General features: G+C 62.4%; 15 protein-coding genes and 1 pseudogene. 2 read left to right on the top strand and 14 right to left on the bottom strand.

The window, feature by feature from the left end; genetic code table 11:
- Entirely contained in the window at window positions 1-1,005 is a 1,005-nt protein-coding gene (locus tag AKN84_RS20225; protein WP_050422405.1) for an ABC transporter ATP-binding protein, read from the top strand.
- A complete protein-coding gene (locus AKN84_RS20220) occupies window positions 983-1,936 on the top strand; it encodes an ABC transporter ATP-binding protein (RefSeq protein WP_050422404.1) in 954 nt (317 codons plus the stop codon). The genes AKN84_RS20225 and AKN84_RS20220 overlap by 23 nt, the downstream gene beginning before the upstream one ends.
- Here the strand turns inward: AKN84_RS20220 and AKN84_RS20215 are convergent.
- The 14 genes and pseudogenes from AKN84_RS20215 to AKN84_RS20150 form a co-directional block, all read right to left on the bottom strand.
- A complete protein-coding gene (locus AKN84_RS20215) occupies window positions 1,933-3,528 on the bottom strand; it encodes an ABC transporter substrate-binding protein (protein ID WP_050422403.1) in 1,596 nt (531 codons plus the stop codon). The two genes, AKN84_RS20220 and AKN84_RS20215, sit on opposite strands and share 4 nt — an antisense overlap.
- 9 nt (window positions 3,529-3,537) lie before the next feature.
- Window positions 3,538-4,494: a MetQ/NlpA family ABC transporter substrate-binding protein gene (locus AKN84_RS20210; RefSeq protein ID WP_244485318.1), complete on the bottom strand. Its 957-nt coding sequence runs from the start codon at window positions 4,492-4,494 to the stop codon at window positions 3,538-3,540.
- A 28-nt stretch (window positions 4,495-4,522) separates the two neighbouring features.
- Window positions 4,523-6,147 (bottom strand): annotated as a pseudogene (gene groL / locus AKN84_RS20200) (chaperonin GroEL).
- A gap of 85 nt (window positions 6,148-6,232) precedes the next feature.
- Window positions 6,233-6,520 (bottom strand): co-chaperone GroES, encoded by a 288-nt coding sequence (gene groES / locus AKN84_RS20195; protein ID WP_050422399.1) that lies wholly within the window; start codon window positions 6,518-6,520, stop codon window positions 6,233-6,235.
- 230 nt (window positions 6,521-6,750) lie between these two features.
- On the bottom strand, window positions 6,751-7,812 hold the full coding sequence (locus AKN84_RS20190) for an LLM class flavin-dependent oxidoreductase (RefSeq protein ID WP_050422455.1): 1,062 nt from the start codon (window positions 7,810-7,812) through the stop codon (window positions 6,751-6,753).
- Window positions 7,813-7,833: 21 nt separating this feature from the next.
- Window positions 7,834-8,358 (bottom strand): OsmC family protein, encoded by a 525-nt coding sequence (locus AKN84_RS20185; RefSeq protein ID WP_050422398.1) that lies wholly within the window; start codon window positions 8,356-8,358, stop codon window positions 7,834-7,836.
- 205 nt (window positions 8,359-8,563) lie between these two features.
- Window positions 8,564-9,787: an acyl-CoA dehydrogenase family protein gene (locus AKN84_RS20180; RefSeq protein ID WP_050422397.1), complete on the bottom strand. Its 1,224-nt coding sequence runs from the start codon at window positions 9,785-9,787 to the stop codon at window positions 8,564-8,566.
- Window positions 9,788-9,817: 30 nt separating this feature from the next.
- Window positions 9,818-11,671 carry a dipeptide ABC transporter ATP-binding protein gene (locus tag AKN84_RS20175; RefSeq protein WP_244485316.1) on the bottom strand — a complete coding sequence of 618 codons (1,854 nt, stop codon included), beginning with the start codon at window positions 11,669-11,671 and terminating at the stop codon, window positions 9,818-9,820.
- On the bottom strand, window positions 11,569-12,477 hold the full coding sequence (locus tag AKN84_RS20170) for an ABC transporter permease (protein ID WP_128971017.1): 909 nt from the start codon (window positions 12,475-12,477) through the stop codon (window positions 11,569-11,571). Before AKN84_RS20170 ends, AKN84_RS20175 begins: the two co-directional genes overlap by 103 nt.
- Window positions 12,474-12,833 carry an ABC transporter permease subunit gene (locus tag AKN84_RS48555; protein WP_347337358.1) on the bottom strand — a complete coding sequence of 120 codons (360 nt, stop codon included), beginning with the start codon at window positions 12,831-12,833 and terminating at the stop codon, window positions 12,474-12,476. The genes AKN84_RS20170 and AKN84_RS48555 overlap by 4 nt, the downstream gene beginning before the upstream one ends.
- Complete coding sequence (locus tag AKN84_RS49160) at window positions 12,830-13,390, bottom strand: ABC transporter permease (protein WP_244485314.1); 561 nt, start codon at window positions 13,388-13,390, stop codon at window positions 12,830-12,832. Before AKN84_RS49160 ends, AKN84_RS48555 begins: the two co-directional genes overlap by 4 nt.
- 9 nt (window positions 13,391-13,399) lie before the next feature.
- Window positions 13,400-15,025 carry an ABC transporter substrate-binding protein gene (locus AKN84_RS20160; protein ID WP_202814702.1) on the bottom strand — a complete coding sequence of 542 codons (1,626 nt, stop codon included), beginning with the start codon at window positions 15,023-15,025 and terminating at the stop codon, window positions 13,400-13,402.
- A gap of 414 nt (window positions 15,026-15,439) precedes the next feature.
- A complete protein-coding gene (locus AKN84_RS20155; protein ID WP_050422394.1) occupies window positions 15,440-16,771 on the bottom strand; it encodes an LLM class flavin-dependent oxidoreductase in 1,332 nt (443 codons plus the stop codon).
- 2 nt (window positions 16,772-16,773) lie between these two features.
- A complete protein-coding gene (locus AKN84_RS20150) occupies window positions 16,774-17,199 on the bottom strand; it encodes an OsmC family protein (protein WP_050422393.1) in 426 nt (141 codons plus the stop codon).
- Window positions 17,200-17,207: the final 8 nt, after the last annotated feature.

Below are 17,207 nucleotides of genomic sequence, written 5' to 3'. Positions count from 1 at the left end.
ATGGCACCCCTGCTCGACGTCCGCGATCTCACCATCGGCTTTCCGAGCGCAACGCCGGTGCGGAACCTCAGCTTCAGCCTGGCGCCGGCGGAGACGCTTGCCATCGTCGGCGAATCCGGCTCCGGAAAATCGCTGACGGCATTGGCGCTGATGCGCCTGCTCCCCAGCACCGCGCGTATTGCCTCCGGTCGGGTGCGCCTCGATGACGATGATCTACTCGCGCTTCCCGAGGTCGAGATGCGTCGCCGACGGGGTCGCGATATCGCAATGATCTTCCAGGAACCGATGACGTCACTCAACCCGGTGCTGACCATCGGCCGACAGATCGCGGAGGTTCTCCAGGTGCATCGCGGCCTGTCGAAGGCACAGGCGCGACGCGAAGCGGCCGAGCTGCTCGATCTGGTGCGCATTCCCAACCCTGAGCGATGCCTGGATGATCATCCGCACCGACTGTCGGGTGGCATGCGCCAGCGCGTCATGATCGCGATCGCGGCGGCGTGCCGTCCGAAGATCCTGATCGCGGACGAGCCGACCACCGCGCTCGATGTGACCATCCAGGCCCAGGTGCTCGAGCTGCTTGATCGCCTGCGCCGCGAACTGTCGCTGTCGCTGCTGCTGATCACCCATGATCTCGGTCTGGTCGGCCAATGGGCCGACCGTGTCGTCGTCACGTATGCCGGCCGAAAGGTCGAGGAGGCGCCACCGGACGTCTTGTTCGAGCATCCCTTGCATCCCTACACGCAGGGGCTACTCGCGGCATCTCCGCGATTGCACGAAAATCTGCACTATCGAAGCGCTAGGCTGTCGGAGATACCCGGCAACATCGCGTCCGCGGCAACCCAGGCAGGTTGTCCCTTTGCACCGCGATGTCCGGTCCGGTTGACGCAGTGCCGGACCAATGTCCCGTACGAACGCGACGCTGCGATTGGACGGCGCGTTGCCTGCCATGTCGATATCTCCGAATCATCTCGCGGTCTGCATCATGACGCTGCTGTCAGTTACTAATCTCAAGACCACCTATCGGGTCGGTACTGCGCCGCTCTACGCGGTGGATGGCGTATCGCTCGACATCGCGCCAGGCGAGACAGTCGGTCTCGTTGGAGAGTCCGGCTGCGGAAAGTCGACCCTCGGCAAGACGATCCTGCGGCTCGTCGAACCGTCGGCCGGCCGTATCGCGTTCGACGGCGTGGATCTCACCGCGCTGCCGGAGCGGCGACTGCGGGCCTACCGACGCAGGCTGCAGATGGTGTTCCAGGACCCGTTTGCCTCGCTCAATCCGCGCCACACCATCGGCGATATTCTATTGGCACCGCTCGACGTCCATCGCGTAGGCTCACGCGCCGACCGACGCCAGCGGGTCAGCGCAATCCTGTCCCAGGTCGGCTTGCCGGAGGACACGGTTGCACGCTATCCGCACGAATTTTCGGGCGGCCAGCGTCAGCGCATCGGAATCGCACGAGCGCTGGTCCTGGGACCGGATCTGATCATCTGCGACGAGCCGGTGTCCGCGCTAGATCTATCAGTGCAGGCCCAGATCCTCAATCTGCTCGCCAACATCAAGCGTGACTTGAAGCTGTCGCTGCTCTTCATATCCCACGACCTCTCGGTCGTGCGTTATCTGTCGGATCGGGTGCTGGTGATGTATCTCGGGCGCATCGTCGAAACCGGCAGCCATCAGCAAATCTGGAAGAATCCGCTGCATCCCTACACCCGCGCGCTGATCGACGCCATCCCGGATCCCGCGCGGCGCCGTTATGCGGCGCCCCTGCCGGGCGACCTGCCGGACCCGCGCAACGCGACCAAAGGCTGCCGTTTCCAGCCGCGCTGTCCGCTCGCAACGGAGCTCTGCACGCAGCAGTCCCCTGAGCTGCGCAGCGCTCGCTCCGGCCAGCGGGTCGCATGCCATCACGCCGAGATAACTGCAGGCCCGACCTAGCCGCGCAGCCAGACTTCCGCAAAATTGCCCTGCACACCGGCACTATCGATGGTGTGCCCGACCACGCGCCGGTTGTAGACCGTCACGGGCTTGCTCAGCATCAAGGGGAGCACCGGAAGCTCATCCGCGACAACCTCCTGAAAGCGATCAATCAGCGCCCTGCGCCTGGTCGCGTCGGATTCGACGGCAATCTGGGCAAAGAGCTGATCGACCTCCGGATTGGAGTAATGGCTCGCATTGGTGAAGGCCACACCCTTGCGATAGTTGTCGCTGGTGAAGAACCTCTGCAGACCGACCGTCGGATCGAACATGTTGGTGAAGGGGTGAAAGGTGAAGTCGTAGTCGCGGTCGGTATAGACGCGCTTCAGATAGCTCGGAAAATCCTGCCCGCGAACGGTTACGTCAATGCCAACGGCGGCCAACGCGCTCTTCAGGGCTTCGCCACTGCGCTTGAAGTTCTCGCCAAAGGGCTGGAAGTCGTGCGTCAGCGCAAACCGCCAACGGCCTCTCAAGGGGAAGCCGGCCTCGTCCAGGAGCTTGGCCGCGGCCTTGGGATCATAAGAGTATGTCGGGACCTTGGCGTTGTAGAACCGCTTCAAGGTCGGACTGACGATGCTGACCGTCCGTTCTCCCAGTCCGTACCATGCCACGTTCAGCACCACGGCGGGGTCGACCGCATGCGCGATCGCCTTGCGAACTTGCGGGCTCTTCAGGATCGGATGATCCAGATTGAACTCCAGGCCGTAGAGCGTCGGAGAGTATTCGTAACCACGCGTCTCCTGGCCTAGATGCGGAAGGGAGCGGAAGCGCTCGAGGTCCAGCGGCGAAACGGGCGTCGATCCACCGAGGTCGAGCTCACCGGTTTCAAACGCGACAGCGCGCGCAGCCCCGTCAGGGATTACGCGAACCAGCAAGGCGTCAAGATATGGCTTCGGGCTGTCCCAGTAGTTCGGATTGCGGACATAGCCGACATAGTTGCCGAGCACCCATTCCTTGAAGACGAAGGGCCCGGTCCCAATTGGCGCACGATTGTTGGGGTTTTGCAGCGGATCGCCCTTACCGTCGTAAATGTGACGCGGAACGATCGGAGACTCGCCCGCCGCCAGCGCGTAGAGCAGGTACGGCGCCGGCTTCGACAGTTTAAGCACGACCGTATGCTCGTCGACCGCACCGGCTTCGAGCAGGTTGGCAAAGGTCGTACGACCACGTGGATGCGCGGATTTGAGAAGACCGATGGAATAGACAACGTCCGCTGCCCTAAACGGCTGGCCGTCATGCCATTTCACGTTCCGCCGCAACTCGAAACGATATTGCAACCCGTCTTCGCTGACGCTCCAGGCCGTTGCGAGTTGCGGTTTGGGATTGAGCTCGAAGTCGTAGGTCAGCAGCCCCTCGACGACCTTGGTGCTAGCCTGGATGGCCGGCCCCTCCGTCGTGTTGAAGCACACCAGCGTGGTCGGTTCGGGCTGGATCACGAAGGATAGCCGCCCGCCGGCGCGGGGACTGCCCTCTTGCGCCCGCGCACCGCGAGCCGGCGCCGCGAGGGCAGCCACGGTTGCCGTGACGAAGGTTCGTCGGGAAATCGAGACCATTCTGCTTGCCTACGACCCCGGGAAGGTCACGAGCGATCCGTAAAGCTCGCGCAACTTGGCATGCACAGCCTCGGAGTCACGATAGACGGCGATGAAGCGGCTCAGGCGCGCGTCGTCCTTCAATTCCGGCCGCGTCACGAACTGAAAGGCATAAATCGGGTCATTCTCAAAGATCAGACCCGAGGACGGATCGAGCCCCGCAAGCCTCGCAAACGTCGGATAGGTTGCCGCGGCGTCAACGTCATCAAGGGAACGCGCAATCTGCGGACCTTCGAGTTGGACCAGCTTCAATGGCTTGCGGTATGTGACGATGTCCTCGATCTTTGCACGATGATCGGCCCCCGGCTTGAGCTCGATCAGGCCGGCTCGCTGCAGGAGCAGCAGCGCTCGACCGGTGTTCACGGCATCACTCGAGATCGCGATCCGGGCATTGTCCGGGAGATCTGGTATCGACTTAAACTTCTTGGAATAAAGTCCGAACGGAGTACTGAAAGCCGGCGCGACGGGAACGAGCTTGTAGCCCGCATTCTTGATGCTGAATTCAAGGAATGGGACATGCTGGAACAGATTCGCGTCGATCTCCTTTTCGGCTACCGCGCGATTTGGCGTGTTCCAGTCGTTGAACTCGATCAGTTCGACGTTCAGGCCCTGTGCCTTGGCTTCGCGCGCCGCAATCTCGGCAGCCTGGTTCGATATGCTGGTCGCGAGCCCGATTCTGAGCGGCCTTTCATCGGCCGAAACCAGCGATGCGCTGGCAAGCAACCCAACGAGCACCAGGCCAATCGCGAAATATCGCCATGACCGGCCCAGTTTGGACGGACGATACAGGCTCTCTTGTGACACTGTCTTCCCTTCTTGCTGCGGCGAGGAAGGCTCGTCCCTTGGTGGTGGAGCCGACTGTCGCGGGAGACCCGACCAAAGCCGCCGTTTGGTCGTTTCTCCTCGCGACAGCCCCGTTCTGATCAATCGACCGGCGAGACGGCCGGCCGGTTGCTCAGAACTCTCCCCCCGCCCCGGGAGCTGCGATTGCTGGCTTGTCCTTCGGCAGTTCGGCGACCAACGCTTCCGTGGTCACGATCAATGACGCGACCGAGGCCGCATCCTGCAATGCAGTTCGCACCACCTTCGCCGGGTCGACGATGCCAGCCTCGATCAGATCGACATATTCCTCGGTCTGTGCGTTGAAGCCGTAGGTCGGCGATCGCTGCTCCAGGATCTTCCCAACCACGATGGACCCCTCACGCCCGCATTCTCCGCGATCTGCCGGATCGGACTTTCCAGCGCCTTGAGTACGATGTTGATTCCCGCCTGCACGTCGGCATTGCCATGGCTCAGCCGGCCGATGGCGGCCTTTGCCCGCAACAGCGCAACGCCGCCGCCGGGCACAATGCCTTCCGCGATTGCCGCTCGCGTGGCGTTGAGCGCGTCGTCGACACGGTCCTTCTTTTCCTTGACCTCGACCTCGGTCGCGCCACCGACGCGGATCACGGCAACGCCGCCCGAGAGCTTGGCAAGGCGTTCCTGCAGCTTCTCGCGGTCATACTCCGAAGTGGTCTCCTCGACCTGCGCCCTGATCTGGGCAATCCGGATGTCGATATCCTTGCGCTTGCCGGCGCCGCCGACGATCGTGGTGTTTTCCTTGTCGATCCGGACCCGCTTGGCACGGCCAAGCTGCGACAGCGTCACATTCTCGAGCTTGATCCCGAGCTCATCCGAGATCGTCTGTCCCCCGGTCAGGACCGCGATATCCTCGAGCTGCGCCTTTCGCCGATCGCCGAACCCCGGCGCCTTCACGGCAGCCACTTTCAGTCCACCGCGGAGCCTGTTGACGACCAAGGTCGCGAGCGCCTCGCCCTCGACATCCTCGGCGACAATCAGCAGGGGCTTGCCGGACTGCGCGACCGCCTCAAGTACCGGCAGCAAGGGATGCAGCGAATTCAGCTTGGCTTCATGGATCAGAAGATAAGGATCTTCGAACTCGACCAGCAATTTCTCTGCATTCGTGACGAAATAGGGCGACAGATAGCCACGGTCGAACTGGAGGCCCTCCACGACATCGAGCTCGGTGTCGAGGCTCTTCGCCTCCTCGACGGTGATGACGCCATCGTTGCCGACCTTCTTGACGGCGTTGGCGATGATCTTTCCGACCGCGACATCGCCGTTCGCCGAGATCGTGCCGACCTGAGCGACTTCTTCGGAGGACTGGACCTTTCGCGCCCGCTTCTCGATGTCCTTGATCGCTTCGGCGACGGCCAAATCGATACCGCGCTTGAGGTCGAGGGGATTCAGGCTGGCCGCGACGGCCTTTGCGCCCTCCCGAACAATCGCTTGCGCCAGCACGGTGGCAGTCGTAGTGCCGTCGCCGGCGAGGTCATTCGTCTTTGAGGCAACCTCGCGCAGGAGCTGCGCACCGATGTTCTCGTACTTGTCCTCGAGCTCGATCTCCTTGGCGACAGTCACGCCGTCCTTGGTGATCCGCGGAGCCCCGAATGCCTTTTCGATGACGACATTGCGCCCTTTGGGACCGAGCGTCACCTTGACGGCGTTGGCAAGTGTATCGACGCCGCGCAAGAGGCGATCGCGGGCATCGGTCGAGAATTTCACATCCTTTGCAGCCATATGCGTTGTCCTTCGAGCAAAACTGTCCCTGCCGCGTGCAAGACTGCGCGGTTTGACATCGTTGAGGTATTGTTGATGACGAGGTCTAGACGATCACGCCGAGGATGTCGGATTCCTTGGCGATCAGCAGATCTTCACCATTGATCTTGACCTCGGTCCCAGACCATTTTCCGAACAGGACCCGATCGCCCTTCTTCACGTCGAGTGGATGTAGCTTGCCGGTTTCATCCCGCGCCCCGCCGCCGACAGCGACGACCTCTCCTTCCTGAGGTTTCTCCTTCGCCGTGTCGGGAATGATGATTCCACCCTTGGTCTTGTTGGTCTCCTCAATGCGGCGGATCACCACACGATCATGCAACGGACGAAAGCTCATCGGGACTACCTTCGAAAATTTCTGCGTTCAAGTTCGCGCATCAACGGCGCAATTTCGCCTTTGACGTCTTCAAAACGTTATGGTCGCGATGATTTCGTGTCCATGTCAAATTGCGCTGCCGAAATAGACGATTGCTGCCGATGCAGCGCGACGCGGAAAACGTTTCGGTTGGTGAAATGCAATGACACCCTGCAAGTCCTCGATAGCGAGACCCGCAGGGTGTCGCGCCGCTAAGCTGCGGCCTTGCCCTGCAAGTGCCGCACGCGGGGGATCACGTGTTCGGCGAAGCGCGCCATGTTCTCGTCGACCGGCTGGAATTGCAGCATGAAGAGTTCGACACCAATCGCATTGAACTCGACGATACGCCTAGCGACCGTGTCATAGCTTCCGACCAGCCGCGCCGAGGTGCCGCCATTGGTCCCGACTCTCGCCTCCTTGGCCGCCGTCTTGAACATCTGCGCTTCGGGATCCGCATTCGCCACCAGCCGGGCGCGCGCCGGCTTGTCCTGCTCCGAGATGGCAAACAGCTCCGTCAGTTCGGCCTCCGCTTCGGCATCCGTCTCGCGGGCGATGACGAAGGCGGACATCCCGAAGCGGATCGGCGCTCCAATACGCGGCCTGTGGGCGACATCCTGGATCAGAGCGCGAATATCCCGAAGCGGCTGCCCATTCATGAAATAGACATCCGCGGCGTGGGCCGCGAGCGCCCGTGCCGCCTCCGACTCGCCGCCAAGATAGATCGCCGGTCGTGGCCGGAACTGATCACGCGGACGTAGTTGATAGGCCTCGATGCTGAAGTGCCGACCCTGGAAATCCACGCGATGGCCGGATGTCAGCCGCTCGAAAATCTCGACCCACTCCCGCCCATAGGCATAGCGATCGTCATGATCGGGAAAGCCAATTCCCGAGCGCTCCAGTTCCGGACGGTACCACGCATTGACCAAGTTGATGCCGAACCGCCCCTCACTGATATTCTCGATCTGCAGCGCCATCTTCGCGAGCACGACCGGGTGCACCAGCAAGGGCTTGATCGCGGCAATCAGCTCGATCCGGCCGGTCAAGGCGGCAAGTGCGGCCGCGCCGGTCCAGGTTTCGAGCAGATCCTGGTCATCACCGCTTGGATGAATGATGTGCTGCGCAAGCAGCGTGGATTCATACCCGAGCGCTTCGGCCTGCAAAATCTGGGCACGAACGCGTTTCCATGACGCATCGGGCGGATCAGTGGGATGATGTCGGGAGGCCCAGCTGCCATGGGTGAGCGCCCATACGCCAAATCGCAGGGGTAACGTCATGCTCGAAACCTCGCGGTCCAATCACTCGGCCGCCACGCTCAACGATCCCCGCCGCAACGAAAGCTGCACAGGCGTCGGATTGCGAAGGATATCGAGCACCGGACAATGGGTGTCGACGACCTGCTTGAGACGCTCCAGCTCCGCTTCCGGGGCTGAGCTGTCGAGGATCACCTCGGCTTCGATCCCCTGAAAGCCCGCTCGGATGTCTGGTTGTACGTTGAAGAAGCCGCGCAGATCAATTGTCCCGGTGAGACGAACCGAGACACTATCAAGCGGAATGCCGAGCGCGTCCGCATAGAGCCGGTAGGTGATCTCCTGGCAGGACCCCAATGCAGCCAGGACGTATTCGACCGGGTTCGGCGCGGTGTCATTCCCGCCAAGGCCCGGAGGCTCGTCCACCGCGACATGAAACTGGCGGATTGAAACGGCGCTGTTGACACCATCACCGAGGCGCGACTGCGCATGGAACGCGGCCTGAGCCTGCGCCGGGTCTACGCTCAATGCAGCCTGGGTTCCGGTGAACACGTCCTTGAACTTGAAGCTCATCGCAATTCCCTTCGCTTGAGTAAGCTACGACGACGAAATTGTGCGGCCGCACGGCCTGCTTATCAATCGAGCTACGACAAAAACGATGAACAGAGCCCCGCAGGTTGGATCGACAACACATTCGTTCCACCGCTTAAGCGGTGTGAAGGAAAACCGTCGCAGTCACAGACGCGTCGTTCGGCAGGCGACGCAGCCTGCCGCCGTCTTACGCCGTGCCGATCCGGTATTGGCCCGGCGGAGGCGTTCCGTTGACCGCGAAATCACCGACGATGCGATCCCGATAAACGCGAGGGTTATGGTTGGTGATGGTCCGCGCATTGCGCCAGTAGCGATCAAGTGCCAGATTGCGCGCTGCCGATGACGCACCCAAGGCATCGAAGAAGATCGTGGTCGCTTCCAGGATCAGGCTTGAGACAACCGTGACCGCCTGATCGAGTTCGAGCTCGGCGATGGCGACGGCAGCGGCAATTCGATCCTCATCACGAGAGAGCTGCGATTCATGGGCGCGCTGCAAGGCTTCAGCCACCTTGAGCACGATTGCCCCCGCCGCATAGGCGTTGCCGCGCACCCTGCCCACGACCTGGAGGATTTGTGGATCCGCCGCGACACGATCGGCGTTGCCGTGACTGAAAACCCGCGTCCGCTGCCTGACCAGTTGGGCAACATCGTTGGCCGCGGCGCGCCCAATGCCCGCGAGTGTTGCAAGGTGCACCAGTTGGTAGAACGGATTGGAATATCTGAACCGCGCAGTCGCCGGGACAACCTGGTTACCCTCGACCGGAACATCCTTGAATATCGTCGTGCCGCTCGCCGTGAGCGCCTGGCCAAAGCCGTCCCAATCGTCGAGCACCTCAACCCCGGGCGAATGGCGGGAAACGACGACACCGACCGGCTCGCCATTCTCATGCTGGGCCGCGATGTTGATCCAGTCGGCGAACAGCGTGCCGGTCGTGTAGTATTTCCGGCCGTTGAGCACCAGCCGGCCGTCCCTGCTGGAAACAGTGGTCGAGAAGGCCTGCAACTTGTTGTCGCCGACCTCGCTGTGCCCATTGCCGAACAGGGTCTTCTCGCCGATGCGGCGCAGCCACAATTCGCGGCGCGTCGGATCGGCCGAGTTGAGCACATCCTCGGTGAAGCCAAAATGCGAGCGGAGCGAATTGGTGACGTTCGAGTCGGCCTCCGACAGTTCGATCAGCAGGTTGAACAGCTCCGGCAGCGTCGCGCCGGCGCCGCCAAACTCGTCCGGCACCCGCACGGTCGTGAAGCCAGCCGCGCGCAACGCCTTGATCTCGTCATAGGGCAGGCGCCGCTCAAGATCGCGTGCGACGGCGGTGTCCCTGATCGAGCGGAATAACGGCCGAAAGGGCTCCGCAAGGCCTTCATATCGTGACGACGGGCCACTGCCCCAGGCTTGATCGATCTGCGTCATCGCTATCCTCCTGTTGCGGCCTCTGTCCCCTTAGGAAGGGCCGGCGACGAATGCGCCGGCCACTTGCGCCCTGGCGGTCAATCCACGCTGGATATCCGGGACTGCGGCCAGCAGCGCCTGGGTGTAGCGCTGTTGCGGATGTCCGAGCACCGCCTCGACGGTCCCCTGCTCAACCACGCGACCGTCGTGGAAAACGAGCACCCGATCGGCCAGATGTTCGATCACGCCGAGATCATGCGAGATGAAGAGCAGTGCCATGCCAAGCTTCGACTGCAACTCCCCGAGCAAGTCCAGCACCTGAGCTTGGATGCAGATATCGAGCGCCGACACCGGCTCGTCGCAGACGATCAGGGCGGGTTCGACCGCCAATGCCCTCGCGATCGAGACCCGCTGACGCTGGCCGCCGGATAGCGATCTCGGCCGGCGTTCGAGGTATTCGGCACTCAGACCGACGAGCTCAAGCAGCGAAACGATGCGTTCATGCTGTTGCTTGCGCCCCGGCATGTCCGAAAGATTCTCGGCGATGATGTCCTGAACGCGATAGCGGGGATCGAAGCTGCTGAGCGCATCTTGCGGAATATATTGCAGCTTACGCCGGAGCGGCCGCCGCGCCGCTTCTGATATCGCCGACCAGGGGCGGCCGAGCAACCGCACCTCTCCCTGATCGGGTGAAAGCAGGCCGAGAACGATCCTGGCACAGGTCGATTTGCCCGAACCCGACTCGCCTACGATGCCGACAACCTCGCCCGCCCTAACGTCGAAGCTGACGTCCTGCAACACAGTCGAACGGACGCGCCCCATCGCCTGGGGCGAAATGAAGCTCTTGGAGATCTTCTCGACCTCCAGAACCACCTCACCGGCCTCGCGGCGGTCCGGCAACGGCTCACGCGTGATCGTAACGGCATCTCCGTTTCCGACGTTCACTGCCGCAAGCTCAATTCGCGCCGACGCGAGCCGCGCTCCGCGCGAGCGGACCGACGGAACCGCCGCGATCAGCTGCCGCGTATAGGAGTGTCGCGGCCGGGTCAGCACGTCGCGGGTCGGTCCGCTGTCGACGACCCTGCCGTCACGCATCACCATCACCCGGTCCGCGATTCCGGCGACGACAGCGAGATCGTGACTAATCAGCAATACGCCCGCACCTTCGCGGATTCGTTCCGCGAGCACCTGCAGGACTTGCGCTTGCACGGTGACGTCGAGAGACGTGGTCGGCTCGTCCGCAATGATCAGATCGGGATTGGCGGCGATTGCCGATGCGATCAGCGCACGTTGGCGCAATCCGCCCGAGAGTTGATGCGCGTACTGCAACGCACGATCCGCAGCATTGGGAATACCGACCTTGCACAGCGTGTCCAGCGTTCGCTCCCGGATCGATGCAGGATCGGTCAGAATCCTGTGACTGGAGATCACTTCGGCGACCTCCTGTCCGATCGTGCGCAGCGGGTCGAGCGAGACCAGCGCATCCTGCATGACGAGACCGGTGACCGTTCCACGCAGCTTGCGCCAGTCGGCCTCCCAATAGCCGCGCACATCGCGTCCCTTGATCTCGAAGCGACGGGCGGTCGTCCTGGCGCCCTCTCCGGCGAGGTTCAACAGGCTTCGCGCGGTCACGCTTTTGCCTGAACCGGACTCGCCGACCAGTGCGACGCACTCGCCGGGCCGGATCGTCAGATCGACGTCGATCACGATCGGCCGGCCGCCATTCGCGGCGACAAAGCCCACATTCAGGCCCTGGATTTCGACGAGCGGCCCAACATGCTCGATCGCGGGTTGGTCGGTGCTCATGCCACCCGCCCCTCGAACTTCTTCTGCAGGAAATTGCCGATTACACTGAAGGCAATCACGGTGGCCGTGATGGCAAGGCCCGGAAACACGCCCGGCCACCACGCCACACGCAGGACGTCCCGGCTTTCCGCCAGCATGACGCCCCATTCCGGCGTCGGTGGTTGCGGGCCCAGGCCCAGAAAACTGAGACCCGATACGATCAGGATCGTGCTGCCGATATAGACGGTCGCAATGATCGGGATGGCGACCAGCACATTGGGCAACACGTGCCGCAGAAACACCTGCCACTGGCTCAGCCCATAGACTGTCGCCTGTGTCACGTAATCCGCGTCACGCACCAGTTGAGTCTGTGCCCGGACCACCCGGCCGAACTTGGGAATGCCGGCGATTCCGACTGCGATCGCGATGTTGAGCATGCCCTGGCCGAGGAAGGTGACGATCAGCATCGCAAGCAACACACCCGGAAAGGACGACAGCATGTCGAACAGACGCGAGACGGATTCATCGAGGATCCGATTGCGCTGGCCGGCGATGATTCCCAGAAGCACGCCCAGACCGAGCCCGACGGCAACGCCGCCGAAGCCGATCAGAAGCGAGTACCGGGTGCCGTAGACGGTTCGCGCAAAGACGTCGCGGCCGAGGCGATCGGTGCCGAACAGATGCGCCCAGCCCGGCGATTTCAGACCCTCGCTGAAATCGCCGACGAGCGGATCGAAATGGGTGAATAGTGACGGCGCCGTCGCCGCAGCGATCAGGAGCACCACGAATGCCACGGCCACCGTGAACGCAAGGGGCGGACGACGCCGAACCGCGATCACTGGAAGCGAGGTTTCGAACCCGACGAGGTCTTCGGGCCGATCGAGAGGGACGGCTTGTTCGAACGAGCGGTGCGACGGCGCGGTCATTGAGCCCTCAATCTCGGATCGATCAGCACATAAAGGATGTCGAGCAGGGTCGAGGCGGCGACGTGGATGAATGCAGCGAGCAGCACCACGGTCAACACCACAGGCACATCATGCGTAAGCACAGCGCCGAGCGTCACCGTGCCAAGGCCCGGTCGGCCGAATACCTTTTCGGTGATCACCGCGCCGCCAAGCAGGCCGCCGATCAGCCAGCCCCCCAACGTCACTGCCGGCAGCAAGGCATGCCGCAGCACGTGTCGCCACCGGATGATGAACTCGCCGACGCCGCGCGCCCGCACCGTCGTCACGAACGGCGCGTCGAGCGTCTTCTCCATGGCCTCGCGCAGGACCTGCGTCAGCAGACCCGCCGTCGGCAGCGCCAGGGTGATCGACGGCAGGACGATCGACTTCCACCCCTCGCGCCCGATACGGGGAACCAGCGCAGGTTGAAGGAGAATGCCATCAGCAGCAGAATGCCGAGCCAGAATACCGGCGTCGAGGCGAAAACCAGTTCGACGACTGATGCAATCTCTCGCGAGAAACTGCCGCGGCCGGCCGTCAGGAGCGCGATGCCGCCTGCGATCACGACCGCGAGCACGCCTGCGGTCAGAGCAAGCTCGACCGTCGGCAGCAGCTGTGAACCAACCACCTCGATCACGGGCTGCCGCAGCACGTAGGAGGTGCCGAAATCGCCGCGAAAGGTACGGAAGAGGAAGTCGAGATACTGCTCAGGCAGAGTACGGTTCAGCCCCCATTCGGCGGCGATCGCTTCGCGCAGGCCGGGATATTCGAGGTCTCCGGCAAGAATGTCCTGGATGCGCCCCGGCAGAGCGTGGAGCGCGAGGAACGTCGCGGTCACGCTCGCCCAGGCGACCACCAGGCTGGTGAACAGCCTGGATATGATACGGGACCACATCCAGCTGCCCTACTTCTTCGCGATCCAGAAGTCGTACGCACTGGACGGCGAGTCGAGGCCAGCCTCGAAACTCAAACCGTTGACGGTGCTCTTGGCCGCCAGGAACCAGCTTGGCGCAAACAGCGGCACGATGAAGGCCTGATCGACGCCGCGCTTCTGGACCGCGTCCGTCAGCTCCCGTTTGCGTACCGGATCGGTCGACGCAAGCGCCTCATCGATCTGGCCGGTGATCACCGGATCCGGATTGGAGATGTTGGCATACAGGAATCCCTTCGAGCCCAGCATGTCCCAGAGCTCGCGCGCCGGATCAGAGGGATTGTCCGTGTTCGGATAGATCGTCCAGGTGCCGTTGGCATTGTTCTTGGCATACTCGCCGGCAGTGATGAGCCGCAAATTCAGATCCAAACCCACGTTCTTCCGCAGCGACGCCTGAACACCCTGGATCAGGATATCGCGGTTGTCCCGCACATAAGGCTGTGGATAGCCGACCTCGATCGACAAACGCTTGCCATCCTTGGTTCGAAAGCCTTCGGAGTCGCGGCCGGTCCAGCCCGCTTCATCGAGCAGCCTGTTGGCCCCCGCGATGTCATTGCCCCAGGAGCCGACGAGCGCCTTGTTGTACGCAGGATTGGCAGGCCCGATGATCGACCAGGCGCGCGGCACCGTTCCCAGATAGACCTGCTTGACGATCGGCTCGAGATCGAAGCCATCACGTAACGCACGACGCACGCGAACGTCGTCAGCCGGTGGACGCGTATAGTTGATGTTGAAGGTAAAGGAGGTGCTGGCGCCGGATGGTCCCACGAGCAGCTTGAAACCCGGCTGCTCGGCAAACAGCGGCGCGTCGGTCGGCTGCACCCCCTCGATCAGGTCGACCTGCCCCGACGTTAAAGCGCCGGTGCGCACGGCATATTCGGGCAGGAACCGAAACGTCACGCGATCCAGATAGGCCGGGCCGTCATGGGCCGCATTGCCCGGTCCCCATTTGTAGGCGGGATTGCGAATGAACACCGCGGATTGGCCGCGCGTGTAGCCCTCGAAGATGAACGGCCCGGTGCCTGCCAGCGCGCGCCCACCGCCGCACAGGTCACCCTTTTCCAGCGCCTTCGGCGAAATCAGACCCAGCTTCACGTTCGACGTCGATTCCAGGAAGCTCGAATCCGGCTTTGACAGGACGAGTTTCACGACATAGGGCGAGACCACCTCGGCGCGATCGAAAGTCTGCAAGAGGGAGACGGCGGTTGCGGCATTCTCCGGCTTGAAGATGAAGTCGAAGTTTGCCTTGACTGCCGCTGCGTCGAATTTCTCGCCGTCATGGAAAACGACGTCGTCGCGGAGCTTGTAGGTATATTCCTTGCCGTCCGCTGAAATCGACCACTCCGCCGCGAGCCATGGAGCGAAAGTGCCGTCGGTCTTCTTCGCGATCAGCGAGTCGATATAGTTGCGCGCGACGAAGAACGCGGCCTGCTGTGATGAACGGTGCGGATCGAAGCAGGATGGCTCTGTCGTGACACCCCATGTCAGCGAGCCGCCGGAAACTGGCGCATCCGCTGCCTGTGCCGCATTTGTCGCCAGCAACGCGATCGCAATTCCGTTTACGAGCAAATTATTGTTCTTCATTCGCGTCACCTGCATTTTTTTTCCAATGCCTGCGTCACCGGCGCATCGAACATTTTCCATTTGGAGGATGGAGAATGTCTGCGCCTCAACCATTATTTGCAGGCATCGCTTCTGTTGCAGTGCGATCTAATTCGTGGCCGCGCATGAGCGCAACATGCAAACGATCGACACGCTGTCCACAAGCGAAGTTTGAAAAATAATTCGCAAGCCAGCATCATTGACGGATGAAATCGATCCAACACGATGCGAAGCCGACAATCCGATGCTGCCTGAACGTGACGCAACGGCGGATCTCCGAATATCCCCTGATAATTGGGGAGTGATGCGGGAACGCTGTCACGTCCGTCTCACCCAATTGGTCGAACAGCGAAAGCCTTCATCAATCTTCTGGCAGCACCGTGCAGGATCAGCCGGCATCGCCCGTACGAATCAACTCATCGGCCGAGCCAGCCCGAGCGAATCCCGCAAAGTCGAGCCGTCATATTCCCTGCGGAACAAGCTGCGGCGTTGCAGCTCGGGTACCAGCCGGTGCACCACGTCCTCGACGCCGCCGGGAAGATAAGGGATCTGCAGCATGAAGCCGTCGCAGGCTCCGGCCTCGAACCATTCCTGCATGCGATCGGCGACCAGACCGGGAGTGCCGGTGAAGCCGCTGGTTGTACGCCCAGCGCCATAACGTTGCCCGAGCTCGGCGAGGTTGAGACCGGAGCGACGGGTGAGTTCGGAGACCTCGCGATAGTGCCCCTCGACGCCGGGGACATTGAGGTTCTCCGGCAAGACCTGATCCTGCGGAAACAGCGAGAGGTCGACACCGAGATGATAGGACAATGTCGAGAGTCCGGCCTCGGCATGGGCGAGCCCATAGAGCTCATCGTGCAGCGCTTGGGCCTGCTTCTCGGTGTCGGCGATCACAGGAACGATGCCAGGCAGCACCTTGAGCGAGTCCGGATCGCGGCCGAACCGCGCGGCCCGGGCACGCAGGTCATTCCGGAATTCGACGGCTACGTCGATCAAGCCGGGAGTTACGAAGATGATCTCGGCCCAGCGCGCCGCGAAATCGCGGCCACGTGCCGACGCCCCCGCTTGGATGAAAACCGGACGGCCTTGCGGCGGCCGACTGACATTGAGCGGACCCTGGACGTTGAACCATTTGCCGGCATGGTTGATCCGGTGTACCCGGGCAGGATCGGCAAACAGCGGCGCCTCACGATCGCGAACCAGAGCGTTGTCCTGCCAGGAGTCCCACAGCCTGGTCGTGACATCGAGAAACTCATCGGCGCGGTCGTAGCGTTCGTCGCGCGAGAGCTGCTCGGTCAGCCCGAAGTTGCGGGCTTCCGCTTCCTGAAATGAGGTCACGATGTTCCATGCAGCGCGACCGCCGCTGACATGGTCGAGCGTCGCCAGCGCGCGCGCCAGACTGTACGGCTGGGTGTAGGTCGTGGAGATGGTCGCGCCGAGCCCGAGGTGCTTGGTCGCGCCCGCGATGACCGACAGCACCACCAGCGGATCGAGCCGCAGAGCCCCCAGGGCCCCATAGCGGAGCTGGCTGTCCAGACTGCCACCAAGCGTATCCGGAATGGCGACAATGTCAGGAATGAAGAGCAGGTCAAACCGGCCCTCCTCCAGCAACCGGCCGATATTCTGGTAGTAGGCAGCGGACAGCAGGTCGCCGTCCGCTTTCGGATGCCGCCATCCGCCATGACTGCCCGAGACCGGACCGGCGGAGACGAAGGCAGCAAGATGCAATTTCTTGGCAGTCATGATCAGCTCACGGTCCAGGTGATTTCGACGGGCCCGCCACGCTTTAGCGTGTTGTAGATCGGACAGTTAGAGGTGAAGCCGCCGACCAGCGTCTCGGCCTCACGCGCAGTCACCCCGGACAGCCGTACTGCGATGCGAATCGCTTCATACTGCGTGGGATCGCTGGCGTGACGCTGGAACAACACTTCGGTCCCCGCCTCGCGCAAGACGATGCCGTGCTCCTTCGCGGTCTTCTGGATGAGGCCGAGCGAGCAGCTGCCAAGAGACGACAGGAGCAACTCGCCGGCCGTGATCGCCTCGCCGGGCCCGCCAGCAGCGGCACGCTGATCGGAAACGAAATGGTTCGTGCCTGCGCTGACCAGATAGCGGCCGAACAGGCCGGTGGTCGCAGAGGTGATAAAGACCGTCTCGCCAGCCTGGATACCCATGTGATACT

The sequence above is a fragment of the Bradyrhizobium tropiciagri genome, from assembly GCF_001189845.1.
GTDB lineage: Bacteria > Pseudomonadota > Alphaproteobacteria > Rhizobiales > Xanthobacteraceae > Bradyrhizobium > Bradyrhizobium tropiciagri.
Note: the sequence above shows the minus strand (reverse complement) of the source record. Positions and strands in the feature narration are given on the sequence as shown.